The sequence below is a fragment of the Streptococcus infantis genome (assembly GCF_047463655.1).
Classification (GTDB): Bacteria; Bacillota; Bacilli; order Lactobacillales; family Streptococcaceae; genus Streptococcus; species Streptococcus infantis_Z.
Genome location: NZ_JASHDM010000002.1, coordinates 106,436 through 120,232, shown reverse-complemented (window position 1 = coordinate 120,232; position 13,797 = coordinate 106,436). Strand labels below are relative to the sequence as shown.

General features: G+C 40.1%; 10 protein-coding genes. 9 read left to right on the top strand and 1 reads right to left on the bottom strand.

What is annotated here, in order from left to right; genetic code table 11:
- Nucleotides 1-135: 135 nt before the first annotated feature.
- Together QM877_RS02885 and scrK are read left to right on the top strand one after the other, a co-directional pair.
- Nucleotides 136-2,019: a sucrose-specific PTS transporter subunit IIBC gene (locus QM877_RS02885; protein WP_414317523.1), complete on the top strand. Its 1,884-nt coding sequence runs from the start codon at nt 136-138 to the stop codon at nt 2,017-2,019.
- Between the two features lie 307 nt (nt 2,020-2,326).
- Nucleotides 2,327-3,214 (top strand): fructokinase ScrK, encoded by an 888-nt coding sequence (gene scrK / locus QM877_RS02880; protein WP_414317522.1) that lies wholly within the window; start codon nt 2,327-2,329, stop codon nt 3,212-3,214.
- A gap of 40 nt (nt 3,215-3,254) precedes the next feature.
- Here the strand turns inward: scrK and QM877_RS02875 are convergent, their stop codons facing one another.
- The gene (locus QM877_RS02875; protein WP_414317521.1) at nt 3,255-4,445 is read right to left on the bottom strand and encodes a cation diffusion facilitator family transporter; all 1,191 of its coding nucleotides are present in this window, start codon (nt 4,443-4,445) and stop codon (nt 3,255-3,257) included.
- Nucleotides 4,446-4,602: 157 nt separating this feature from the next.
- Between QM877_RS02875 and QM877_RS02870 the strand changes: the two genes are divergently transcribed.
- The 7 genes from QM877_RS02870 to QM877_RS02840 all read left to right on the top strand — a co-directional run bounded on the left by QM877_RS02870 (nt 4,603) and on the right by QM877_RS02840 (nt 13,797).
- Nucleotides 4,603-6,213: a hypothetical protein gene (locus QM877_RS02870; protein ID WP_414275777.1), complete on the top strand. Its 1,611-nt coding sequence runs from the start codon at nt 4,603-4,605 to the stop codon at nt 6,211-6,213.
- Between the two features lies 1 nt (nt 6,214).
- Nucleotides 6,215-7,246: an acyltransferase family protein gene (locus QM877_RS02865; protein ID WP_414317520.1), complete on the top strand. Its 1,032-nt coding sequence runs from the start codon at nt 6,215-6,217 to the stop codon at nt 7,244-7,246.
- Entirely contained in the window at nt 7,239-8,207 is a 969-nt protein-coding gene (locus tag QM877_RS02860) for a glycosyltransferase family 2 protein (protein ID WP_414284204.1), read from the top strand. The genes QM877_RS02865 and QM877_RS02860 overlap by 8 nt, the downstream gene beginning before the upstream one ends.
- Nucleotides 8,208-8,397: 190 nt before the next feature.
- Nucleotides 8,398-11,082, top strand: a complete 2,685-nt coding sequence (locus QM877_RS02855) for a cation-translocating P-type ATPase (RefSeq protein ID WP_414317519.1) — start codon at nt 8,398-8,400, stop codon at nt 11,080-11,082.
- Nucleotides 11,083-11,191: 109 nt separating this feature from the next.
- Entirely contained in the window at nt 11,192-11,602 is a 411-nt protein-coding gene (locus QM877_RS02850) for a peptide deformylase (protein WP_414317630.1), read from the top strand.
- Between the two features lie 45 nt (nt 11,603-11,647).
- Complete coding sequence (gene yaaA / locus QM877_RS02845) at nt 11,648-12,370, top strand: peroxide stress protein YaaA (protein WP_414317518.1); 723 nt, start codon at nt 11,648-11,650, stop codon at nt 12,368-12,370.
- A 140-nt stretch (nt 12,371-12,510) separates the two neighbouring features.
- Nucleotides 12,511-13,797 carry a homoserine dehydrogenase gene (locus tag QM877_RS02840; RefSeq protein WP_414317517.1) on the top strand — a complete coding sequence of 429 codons (1,287 nt, stop codon included), beginning with the start codon at nt 12,511-12,513 and terminating at the stop codon, nt 13,795-13,797.

The following is a 13,797-nucleotide window of genomic DNA, read 5'->3' as shown; positions in this document are numbered from 1 at the left end:
CAAAAAATAAAAAATAGCAAAATTTTTTCTGCAAAACGCTTGACATATTTTTTAAACGTGATAAAATAATATTCGTGAGGCGAGTAAAATCGCTTTCAAACAAGAACAAATTTTTTTATAAGGAGATTTTTGCAAATGACCAATACAGAAATTGCAAAAAAAGTCATCGAAGCCTTAGGTGGACGTGAGAACGTTAACAGTGTAGCCCACTGTGCGACTCGTCTTCGTGTTATGGTGAAAGATGAAGCGAAGATCAACAAAGATGCTATCGAGAACTTGGAAAAAGTTCAAGGTGCTTTCTTTAACTCAGGTCAATACCAAATCATCTTTGGTACTGGTACAGTTAACAAGATGTACGATGAAGTCGTAGCTCTTGGTTTGCCAACGACATCTAAGGATGAGATGAAGGCAGAAGCTGCTAAACAAGGAAATTGGTTCCAACGTGCCATCCGTACTTTTGGTGACGTCTTTGTTCCAATCATTCCAGTTATCGTAGCAACTGGTCTCTTCATGGGTGTTCGTGGGCTCTTGAATGCTCTTGGAATGACACTTCCTGAAGATGTGACAACTTACACTCAAATTTTGACTGACACAGCCTTTATCATCTTGCCAGGTTTGGTTGTTTGGTCAACCTTCCGTGTATTCGGTGGTAACCCAGCCGTTGGTATCGTTCTTGGTATGATGCTCGTATCTGGTTCACTTCCAAATGCCTGGGCTGTTGCTTCTGGCGGTGAAGTAACTGCTATGAATTTCTTCGGATTTATCCCAGTTGTTGGTTTGCAAGGTTCAGTTCTTCCAGCCTTCATCATCGGGGTTGTCGGAGCTAAATTTGAAAAAGCTGTTCGTAAGGTTGTTCCAGATGTTCTTGACCTCTTGGTAACACCATTCGTAACACTCCTCGTAATGTCAATTCTTGGTTTGTTTGTTATCGGACCAGTCTTCCACGTTGTTGAAAACTATATCCTTCTTGGAACAAAAGCTATCCTTAACTTGCCATTTGGTCTTGGTGGTTTCTTGATTGGTGGAGTTCACCAAGTTATCGTCGTATCAGGTGTTCACCACATCTTCAACTTGCTTGAAGTTCAATTGCTTGCTGCTGACCATGTTAACCCATTCAACGCTATCATCACAGCTGCCATGACTGCTCAAGGTGCTGCAACAGTAGCCGTTGGTGTTAAAACTAAAAATCCAAAACTTAAAACACTTGCTTTCCCAGCTGCTCTTTCTGCCTTCCTAGGTATTACTGAGCCTGCTATCTTTGGGGTTAACTTGCGTTTCCGTAAACCATTCTTCCTTTCATTGATCGCTGGTGCAATCGGTGGTGGATTGGCATCTATCCTTGGTCTTGCTGGTACTGGTAATGGTATCACAATCATCCCAGGTACAATGCTTTACATTGGTAACGGACAACTTCCACAATACCTTCTTATGGTAGCTGTATCATTCGCTCTTGGTTTTGCTCTTACTTACATGTTTGGTTATGAAGATGAAGCAGAAGTGGCTTCAGAAGCTACAACTGAACGTTTGGCTGACGAAGCAGTAACTGGTACTGTTGTTGCACCTAGCGAAGGTGTCATCCAAACACCAATCGTTGGTGACGTAGTTGCCCTTTCAGATGTTAATGACCCAGTCTTCTCAAGTGGAGCTATGGGACAAGGTATCGCTGTAAAACCTAGTCAAGATGTTGTTTATGCACCAGCTGATGCTGAAGTGACAATCGTCTTCCCAACAGGACATGCTTATGGTTTGAAAACTGCAAACGGAGCTGAAATCTTGATCCACGTGGGTATCGACACTGTTTCAATGAACGGTGAAGGATTTGACCAAAAAGTTGCTCAAGGTGACAAGGTTAAAGCTGGAGATGTTCTTGGAACATTTGACTCAGCTAAGATTGCTGCTGTAGGTCTTGATAACACAACAATGGTTATCGTGACAAACACTGCGGACTTTGTTTCAGTAAATCCAGTTGCTTCTGGATCAGTTGCTAAGGGAGATGCAATCATCGAAGTTAAAGCTTAATACTCTTCGAAAATCAAATTCAAACTGCGTCATACTTGCTTTGCCGTATGTATGTGTTACTGACTTCGTCAGTTCTATCTACAACCTCAAAGCTGTGCTTTGAGCAACCTGCAGCTCGATTCCTAGTTTGTTCTTTGATTTTCATTGAGTACACTACTTTCGATTTAATAGATCAAAAAACGAACAAATGTCATGTTTGTTCGTTTTTGATTGAATGGTAAAATTTACAGAGGAAAATCTAAAATATTGAGCAATTTTCAGTCTGGAAATATGCTATAATAAAGAAAATAAATACAAGAGGTTAATCATGACAAAACTATACGGAAGCTTGGAAGCGGGCGGTACAAAATTTGTCTGTGCTGTCGGTGATGAAAACTTTAATATTGTAGAAAAAACACAATTCCCAACAACAACTCCTATCGAGACAATCGATAAAACTATCGAGTTCTTTTCAAAATTTGATAATCTTGCAGGCCTTGCGATTGGATCATTTGGTCCAATTGATATCGACAAAAACTCAAAAACTTATGGTTTTATTACAACTACACCGAAACCTCACTGGGCAAATGTTGATTTGCTTGGTGCTCTTCGTCGCGCTCTAAACGTGCCAATGTACTTCACAACAGACGTAAACAGTTCTGCCTACGGTGAGGTAGTTGCTCGTAATAATGCTGGTGGCCGTATCGAAAACTTGGTTTACTATACAATCGGTACAGGTATCGGAGCTGGTGTTATCCAACGTGGTGAGTTTATCGGTGGTGTGGGACACCCTGAAATGGGGCACTACTATGTGGCTAGACACCCAATGGATATTGAAAAAGAGTTTAAGGGTGTTTGTCCTTTCCATAAGGGATGTCTGGAAGGCTATGCAGCTGGTCCAAGTTTGGAAGCTCGTACAGGTGTTCGTGGGGAGAACATCGAACTCAACAGTCCTGTATGGGATGTTCAAGCCTACTATATCGCTCAAGCAGCTGTAAACGCAACTGTAACTTTCCGACCAGACGTTATCGTATTTGGTGGTGGGGTTATGGCCCAGCAACACATGCTTGACCGTGTACGTGAGAAATTCACATCTCTTCTCAATGGGTACCTACCAGTTCCAGATGTACGTGACTATATCGTAACACCAGCTGTTGCAGGTAATGGTTCGGCTACACTTGGAAACTTCGTTCTTGCTAAGAGCGTTGCAAAATAAGTATAAAAAATGAGGTCGAGATTTGTCCCGGCCTCTTTCTTTAGTCTTTTTCAATTTTCGTTTCCTGATGGAATATATTTTGCCAAGTTTCATGTCTGCGCCAGATACTTGTATGAATAGTATCACCTATCTGATAGCGGATGAGTTTTGTCTTCTGACTAATGGACGTTAAGTGAAGTTCCTTGATAGCAGAGGTTAATTCTTTTTCCTCCTTATAGGCTTCCTTGTCTAGTTCTAGTCCGTCTTGGCGAATATAAATGAAATCTTCAGCCAGTAACTCTTCCAATTGATTTCCTTGGTCAATTAGTTGCTCTCTCATGAGCAATTTTTTATAGACATTATCTAGAATTTCATCTTCAGGAATCGGTGCTGGTTCGATATGAATGTCTGTATCAAAGACACCAAAGCGTTCTGTCAGCATGGATTCGACCTGATCAGCAATTTCGTGACTCTCAAAAACAGATAGATCCGGGTTCATCTCGAGAGTAATATCCAGATAAATGTTGCTACCATAAGTACGACCGCGTTGTGATTTGACTTTGCTAATCTTAGGGATTTCCATGATAGCCTTTTGGTAATCTTCCAACAAATGTTCATCAAAACCATCTGAAAGACTGAAGGATGACTCAATAAAGATATCATAGGCAGTCTTGAGGATAAAGAAGGTGATAACGATGGCAACCAATTTGTCCACGAGAGGGAAGTTAAAACTGCTGGCTAGGATGGCGATGGTGGTTCCAAGTGAGGTGACGGCATCTGATAGATTGTCCTTGGCAGCTGCTTTCAGTGCCTTAGATTTGGATTGTTTGCTGAGGTGAGTGTTGTAGAGATAGACTCCAAACATAATCACTGCAGAAACCACTCCCAAAATCGCTCCAAGTGGGTCAATCACAGTTTCTTCGCGACTGATAATCTTTTGAATGGTATCTCGCAAGACATCAAAACTAACATAGAACATGATGATAGAGGTGATAAGACTTGCCAAGTCCTCGATTTTCCAGTGACCGAAACGATGGTCTCTATCTGCTGGCTGTCGGGCCAATCGAATCCCTATGAGGAGGGCAACATTTCCAATGATATCTGAAACGTTGTTAAAACCATCTGCCACCAAACTGGATGAATGGAGCAAGTGTCCGGTTGCTAGCTTAGCTGCAGACAAGAAAAGATAAGTCAAAATGCTGATAATGGCACCACGCTCAGCCAATTTTAAGTTTGAAACCGATTGATTCATCTAACTCCCCTTCTAGCATTTTAGTATTCTTTCATTATACTGGTTTTCCAAGGAAAATTCAAATGGAGTGGTTGGGGAGATTTGCATTGATTCAACAGATTTTTTGATTGAAATATGATAGAATATAAAGTAATCATAATTTTAGAGAGAGTTTTCCATGACCCAAAAACAAATCACAGATAGAATGATTCGCATTGGTTTGATTGTGCTACCATTTTTTATTTTTTATGGATATAGATTGATGAAAGGCTTTGAATATCCAGTCGTAGATGATATCATGGTCAATCAAACCATACTATCTGGTGATAATATGTTGCTCCCTTACATTGGGATTATGTTGTCATCTGCTTTAGTATTCCTTCAGCAATTGTTTACAACTTGGAATGTTTATTTTATTTTCCTAGCCCTTAGTTTTTGCTTGAGCTTTAGTGTATACTTGGATTCTTTTTTCAGGAAGAAACTTTATTTTGTTCTTCCCCTACTTGTTATACTTCAAATGATTTTGATGAAGTATTTCTCGTTTTCAGTAATTGCTTATTTGTTGTCTACAGCAGGGATACTTTTATTATTCGATAGAAAACACATCGTAGGAGCTCTGTTGTCTCTGATTGGATTGTCGATTAGACCGCAAATCATTGCCAGTTTATTGCTACTTTTACTGCCGTTTCTAGTTTTTGAAGTAATCAAAGAGAAAAAGAAAAAAGAGCTTTTCGTATTATCTGCTCTTATTTTACTTATCTTTGCTTCTAATAAAGTTTACACCTTAACGAAACCAGATGTTCAAGAATACCTAACTTGGAATACTCTGAGTACCAATTTGAGAGATTTCCCTGCAATTGATTATGAGAAGCATGCCAAGGAATTTCAGGAATTGGGGGTCAGTGAAAACGACTTATCTGCTTCAACCTACTGGTTATTTGCTGAAAAAGATGCTTTGAACAATGAGTTGTTAACAAAAATTCAATCCGTACGTTCTTTCTCTGAGAAGTACTCCTTTAATGTATTTCAGATGGTGAAAGATTATTTCCAAAACATTATTTTGACAACCTTTCTTCTTGTTATGGTTGGCTGGTTTTTGTTCTTCAAGCCTAAGAAAGTCTATGGCTGGTTACTCCCGCTTGTTCCATTTGCACTCATCGGTGCACTATTTGTTAGGCAGAGAGTAGTAGAACGTGTTTATATCCCGATTATCGTTAGCTTTTTAATCTTTTTCGTCTACTATGCGCCCTTATTTTACAATAAGCGTAAACTGTTGAAAGAAAGAGGAATTTTTTATAGTCTACAACTTGTAGGAATGCTGGCGAGTATGGCCTGGGTAAATAGTGTGGGACAAGAACTTTACTGGTTCCCAATCATTCAATCATCCATGATATCAGAGTATCATGATGTAGTGGAAAAACATTCTGATAAATTGCTTGTTTTTGGCGGTTATGGAACACTTGTCAATTCTCAACCAAGCTTGGCTACGATTAGAATGAAGCCTGATCAGTTAATTGAAAATACAACAACCTTAGGTAATTGGCAAACTTTTTCGCCACATTACTATCAATTAATGGAAAACTACAATGTGGAGGACCCTAGTAATCTTCTTTCATCGGCTTTAGATAAGGAGAACATCCTATTCTTTTGGTCACCTTCCTCAGGAAATATGGATCGGGTCAAAAAAATTATGAAAGAACATTACCAGAAAGATATTTATTTTGAAGAAGTTGAGTTGGTCACTTCTGATATGAATCTTTATCGACTAAGAACAGGAGAAGATAGATAGGATGAAAAAGCGCATAGGTTACCTAGATATGGCTAAGGGACTAGCAATCATACTTGTTATTATAGGGCATAGTAGCTTTGTACCTGGACCTGCAAAAATGCTCCTGTATGTTTTTCATATCCCCTTATTTTTTTTCTTATCGGGATTTACTTTAAATGTTACTAAATACAAAACGTTTAAGGAGTATTTTTTTAGTAAGGTGAAAAGTTTGGTTGTACCCTTTTTTTACCTGAATATTTTTGTTTTCCTCTTTCAACTCTTTGTGATGTATCCTGAACAAGTGTTTAGTTTTAACCTTATTCATTTTGCTAAACAATTATTACTGTCAGATAGACTGCATGTTTATTTTCAGTTATGGTTTCTGAATGTCATGTTCTTGGCTCATGTTGTTAGTTACTTCATTCTGAGAAGAAAATGGTCGATTGGTCAATGGATACTAATTGCTATTTCCCTCTTATTCTTGGTCGTTCTAGGACAAAAAGTTTATTCTTGGAATTTTTATCTTATCTGGAATATTGATCTAGTTCCTGTAGCCATCATTTTTACACTCTTAGGTGTCGGTGTGAGAAAATATTTAGCGCAACTGGAAAAGTTTTTTGCAATATACTATTTACCGCTTGCCTTATTGCTAACTATATTTGTTGGTAGGTTGAACTATCATTGGAGTGGGAAACAGATTGTTGATCTTTACTATCAACAGATTGGAAACCATCTCTTGTTTTACATTGCTGCAATTTCAGGTATATGGTCCACCCTCATATTCTTTAAGTCAATTCCTGAAATGACTCTCTTGAAATCAATCGGTCAAAGAACCTTGATTTACTATGGTGTCCATGCCCCGATTGTTTTAGTATTGGTAGAAAAATTAGTTTTACAATTATCTACAAGATATACCGGTATTTTTGTGAATGCCTATATTACAACAAGTGTTGTGACAATATTGACTTTGGTAGGGTGTGAATTGATTGTCAGAGTATTTAGAGGGACTAATTTCCCTTTTGGATTTAAGAGGTTAGGAGACAAAAATGAGTAGAAATAATCCGATTTTATATATCGTGATTCCATGTTATAACGAAGAGCAGGTATTGCCTCATACTAACCCAATGTTTGTGGGAAAAATAGAGGAGCTTGTGAAAAATCAAGAGGTTCATCCAAATAGTAAGGTCATGTATGTGAATGATGGCAGTAAGGATAAAACTTGGGAACTTATCCAAGAATATGCTTCATCGAATCCATTTGTTGTAGGTATTTCTCAAAGTCGAAACCGTGGTCATCAAAGTAGTGTTCTTGCTGGGATGTACGAAGCTGCAGAATTTGCGGATATCGTGATTACCATTGACGCAGATGGTCAAGATGATATTGATTGTATGAATCAGATGATTGCTGAATATAAGTCAGGTTCAGAGATTGTCTACGGCGTTCGTGATAACCGAGAGACAGATTCGGCTTTTAAACGTATTACAGCAGAGGGGTTCTATAAGGTGATGCAACTATTTGGAGCGGATGTCGTTTTTAATCATGCTGACTATCGTTTAGTCTCCAAACGTTTTATTCATGAACTTGCTAAATTTAAAGAAGTAAACTTATTTCTTCGAGGCATTATGCCTCTTGTAGGGTTTAAGTATTCCTACGTGACTTATAAACGCCATGAGCGGATTGCTGGTGAGAGTCACTATCCACTCTCTAAAATGCTTGGTCTAGCTATGGATGGAATTACTAGCTTATCGATTAAACCAATCCATTTGATTACTAGCTTGGGAGTTATGACTTCACTGTTTAGTTTTTTGTTGATCATCTGGGTTTTGTGGAGCAAATTTGTTGGTACAGTAGTAGCTGGATGGGCCAGTACCTACGCCATTGTAAGCTTACTTGGCGGGGTTCAACTCATTAGTCTTGGTGTAATTGGGGAATATATCGGAAAAATCTATCTAGAAACGAAACAACGTCCAAGATATATTATCAGCGACCGCACCTATGATGAGAATAATGACTAACTCCACTCCAACACTTGAAAACTTTTGAAAATCTGTTATAATAGAACTACTCAAGGGAGTAGCTGGCGGTTAACCGCGATAGTGTCGTCATTCCGAATTATTTCCGGCACTATATTAAACAGCGAGACTTGTTTTTTTAAAAAACAGGTCTCTTTTTTTGTAAAAAGAGGCCAAAAAGGAGGAGACTGTTTTGTCAAAAGAACAAAATAAAGATTTGTTTTACACGCAATCTTCTGAGGAGGTCCTAAAGAATTTGGATTCATCTGTCGAAGGTTTGTCAACTGCTCAAGCTCAAGAACGCTTAGCGACTTATGGTCGTAATGAGTTAGAAGAGGGCGAAAAACGTAGCCTACTAGCTAAATTCCTTGATCAATTTAAGGATTTGATGATTATCATCTTGCTTGCGGCAGCGGCACTTTCTGTCATTACAGAAGGGATGGATGGCTTAACAGACGCCATTATCATCTTGGCCGTAGTTGTCTTGAATGCTGCCTTTGGTGTTTACCAAGAAGGTCAAGCAGAAGCAGCCATTGAAGCTCTGAAAAATATGTCTAGCCCGATGGCTCGTGTTCGTCGTGATGGTCATGTTATTGAGATTGACTCGAAAGAATTAGTACCTGGAGATATCGTCTTGCTTGAAGCGGGAGATGTCGTGCCTGCAGATATGCGTTTGTTTGAAGCAGCTTCTCTTAAAATCGAAGAAGCAGCTCTTACAGGGGAGTCTGTCCCAGTTGAAAAAGATGTGACAGGACTTGTTGAAGCAGATGCTGGTATCGGGGATCGTGTTAATATGGGTTACCAAAACTCAAACGTAACATACGGTCGTGGTATTGGTGTCGTGACCAACACTGGTATGTATACTGAAGTTGGTAAGATTGCGGATATGTTGGCCAATGCCGATGAGACAGAAACACCATTGAAGCAAAGCTTGGAACAATTATCTAAGGCCTTGACTTACTTAATCGTTGTGATTGCGATTATCACTTTCTTGGTTGGTGTCTTCGTCCGTGGGGAACATCCATTAGAAGGTTTGATGGTTGCAGTAGCCCTTGCGGTTGCGGCGATTCCAGAAGGTCTCCCTGCCATTGTAACCATCGTTCTCTCTTTGGGAACAACAACCCTTGCCAAACGTAATTCAATCGTTCGTAAATTACCAGCGGTTGAAACACTTGGTTCAACAGAAATCATCGCATCTGATAAAACAGGTACCTTGACCATGAACCAAATGACGGTTGAAAAAGTCTATACTAATGGTCAATTGCAAAGCTCAGCAGCTGAGATTGCTGCTAGCAACAATACCCTTCGCATCATGAACTTTGCCAATGATACCAAGGTGGACCCATCTGGTAAGCTGATTGGTGATCCAACGGAGACAGCACTTGTACAGTTTGGTTTGGACCACAACTTTGATGTTCGTGAAGTCTTGAAGGATGAGCCACGTGTAGCTGAATTGCCATTTGACTCAGACCGTAAACTCATGTCTACCATTCATAAGGAAGCAGACGGTTCTTACTTTATCGCTGTCAAGGGTGCGCCTGACCAATTGCTCAAGCGCGTGACTCGTATTGAAGTCAATGGGGAAGTTCGCCCAATCACAGAAGAAGATAAAAATGCTATCCTTGCAACCAACAAAGACTTGGCTAAACAAGCCCTCCGTGTCTTGATGATGGCTTACAAGACAAGTAACGAAATTCCAACCTTGGAATCTGAAATTGTTGAATCTGACCTCATCTTCTCTGGTTTGGTCGGCATGATTGACCCTGAGCGCCCAGAAGCTGCAGAAGCTGTTCGTGTTGCTAAGGAAGCGGGTATCCGTCCAATCATGATTACGGGTGATCACCAAGATACAGCGGAAGCTATTGCCAAACGTCTTGGAATCATCGATCCAAATGATACAGAAGACCATGTCTTCACTGGAGCTGAGTTGAATGAACTCACTGATGAAGAATTCCAAAAGGTCTTCAAACAATACTCTGTTTACGCTCGTGTATCACCTGAGCACAAGGTTCGTATTGTGAAAGCATGGCAAAAAGAAGGTAAGGTTGTTGCCATGACAGGTGACGGGGTTAATGACGCGCCATCACTTAAGACAGCTGATATCGGTATCGGTATGGGGATTACTGGTACAGAGGTTTCTAAGGGTGCTTCTGATATGGTCCTTGCCGATGACAACTTTGCAACCATTATCGTAGCGGTAGAAGAAGGACGTAAGGTCTTCTCAAATATCCAAAAATCAATTCAATACCTCTTGTCTGCCAATATGGCTGAGGTCTTCACTATCTTCTTTGCAACCCTATTTGGTTGGGATGTGCTTCAACCAGTGCATTTGCTATGGATTAACCTGGTAACAGATACGCTTCCAGCTATCGCTCTTGGGGTTGAACCAGCTGAGCCAGGCGTTATGACTCACAAACCTCGTGGACGTAAGTCTAACTTCTTTGATGGTGGTGTCTTCGGAGCAATCATTTATCAAGGAATCTTCCAAACCATGCTAGTTCTAGGTGTTTATGGTTGGGCTCTTCTCTTCCCAGAGCACCAAAGTCATACTGAAATCCATGCGGATGCCCTTACCATGGCTTTTGCAACTCTCGGTTTGATCCAATTGCTCCATGCCTTTAACGTTAAGTCGGTTTACCAATCTATCTTTAAAGTGGGACTCTTTACCAACAAGACCTTTAACTGGTCTATCCCAGTTGCCTTCGTCCTCTTTGTGGTGACAATTTTGGTTCCTGGATTTAACAGTCTCTTCCACGTGTCACACTTGAGTTTGACTCAATGGATGGTTGTTGCCGTAGGAGCGCTTATGATTGTAGTCCTTGTTGAGATTGTCAAAGCAATCCAACGAGCACTTGGAAAAGATAAAAACGCTATTTAAGCATTATGAAAAGTCATCTTCGGATGGCTTTTTGTTTGTATATAAAGGTAAACTGACAAAGATTTTATGCTATAATCAAGGAGAATGATATCGCATGGAGGAAAGAATCTTGGAAAAGAAAATAGTAAAAGATATCTTGTTTTTGTCGCAGGTATCCCAGCCTGCTAGTCAGGAAGATTTACCCCTAGCAAAGGATTTGCAGGATACTCTACAGGCCAACCGAGAAACCTGTGTTGGACTAGCGGCCAATATGATTGGGGTACAAAAGCGCGTCATTATTTTTAATATCGGAATGATTCCCATGGTTATGTTTAATCCAGTTCTCAAATCTTTTGAAGGGTCATACGAAACAGAGGAAGGTTGTTTGTCTTTGACAGGAGTGAGACCAACAACTCGGTATGAAAAAATTACAGTAAGCTACAGAGACATCCATTGGCAAGAGCAAACCATTATCCTGACAGGATTTCCTGCTCAGATTTGTCAGCATGAATTGGATCATTTGGAAGGTCGTATTATTTAGGCTCAAATCCTTGGTGCTCCTAGAAAAATATGCTACACTAAGACTATGAAAATTCTAATCCCAACCGCAAAAGAAATGAATACAAATGTTCCTAGTTTAGAGGCAAAAACCTTGTGTCCTGAAAGTCAGGCTGTACTAGACGAACTAACTATATATTCTGCTCAAGAACTGGAAAATTTTTATAAAATCTCTGCTGAAAAAGCACAAGAAGAGTATGGACGCATCCAAGCTTTAAAAAATGGAACTGCAAACTCTTATCCTGCTTTGCAACTCTTTGATGGACTTATGTATCGCAATATCAAACGGGCCAATCTAACCAAGGCTGAACAAGCCTATCTGGAGAAACACCTCATGATAACGTCAGCTCTTTACGGTGTGATTCCAGCCTTTGCACCGATTGCACCTCACAGACTGGACTTTTTGATGAAGCTTAAAGTCGCTGGAAAAAGCCTGAAAAGTCACTGGCAGTCAGCTTATGAAGAGTCGGTGAAGGGTGAAGAATTAATCTTTTCACTCTTGTCTTCGGAGTTTGAAACTGTCTTCCCTAAAGAGGTCCGTGAAAAGATGGTGGCCTTCAAGTTCATGGAAGAGCGAGATGGTAAACTAAAAATCCACTCAACCATTTCAAAGAAAGCTAGAGGTGCTTTCTTAACAGCCTTGATGGAAAATCAGGTGACTTCGGTAGAAGAAATCAAAAAGCTCAGCTTTGCAGGTTTCCGTTATCAAGAAGACCTGTCTACTGGCAAGGAATTGGCTTTTGTGAAATAGATTGAAAATAGAGTCTGTCCTAGGTTGTATCAGGGCAGGCTTTTTTATGATTTGACGCTTCTATTTTTAGTTCAGAATGGTAGGAATTTTCTCACAATTTTGGTATAATAGGACTATTAGAAAATTTCAAGGAGACAAACATGTCAGTTAAGATTGCTTTACTTGGATTTGGTACAGTAGCCAGTGGTGTACCATTCTTACTAAAGGAAAATGGAGAAAAAATTGTTCAAGCAGCACATTCAGAAATTGAAGTAGCCAAGGTTTTGGTCAAAGATGATGAAGAGAAAGCACGCTTGCTTGAAGCAGGAAATGATTTTAATTTTGTAACAAATATCGACGAAATCTTGTCAGACAAAGACATCACGATTGTTGTTGAGTTGATGGGACGTATCGAGCCTGCTAAAACTTTTATTACTCGTGCCTTAGAAGCAGGGAAGCACGTTGTGACAGCCAACAAGGATCTTTTGGCTGTTCATGGTGCAGAATTGCTTGAGATTGCCAAAGCTCATAATGTTGCTCTTTACTATGAAGCAGCTGTTGCGGGAGGAATTCCAATTCTTCGTACCTTGGTTAACTCACTAGCATCAGACAAAATCACACGTGTTCTTGGTGTTGTCAATGGCACATCAAACTTTATGATGACTAAAATGGTAACCGAAGGTTGGTCTTACGAGGATGCTTTAGCAGAAGCCCAACGACTTGGCTTTGCTGAAAGCGACCCAACCAATGACGTTGATGGGATTGATGCAGCCTACAAGATGGTCATCCTTAGCCAGTTTGCATTTGGGATGAATGTCAAATTTGAAGATGTTGCCCATCAAGGAATCCGTAATATCACTCCAGAGGATGTGGCTGTTGCCCAAGATCTTGGGTATGTGGTTAAATTAGTAGGTTCTATCGAAGAAACACCATCTGGAATCGCTGCCGAGGTTACACCAACCTTCCTTCCTAAGGCTCACCCACTTGCAAGTGTCAATGGTGTCATGAATGCAGTCTTTGTAGAGTCTATCGGGATTGGTGAATCAATGTACTACGGACCAGGTGCTGGACAAAAACCAACTGCAACGAGTGTCGTAGCTGATATTGTTCGTATCGTTCGTCGCTTGAATGACGGTACCATTGGAAAAGCCTTTAACGAATATCATCGTGACCTTGTTTTGGCTCAGCCAGAAGATGTCAAAGCCAACTACTATTTCTCAATCTTGGCTCCAGATTCAAAAGGTCAAGTCTTGAAATTGGCTGAACTCTTTAACGCGGAAGATATTTCCTTCAAGCAAATCCTTCAAGATGGCAAGCAAGAAGGCAAGGCTCGTGTCGTTATCATCACTCATAAAATCAACAAGGCACAGCTTGAAAATATTACAGAATCTTTGAAGGGTGTAGCTGAATTTGAACTTCTCAACACCTTCAAGGTTTTAGGAGACTAA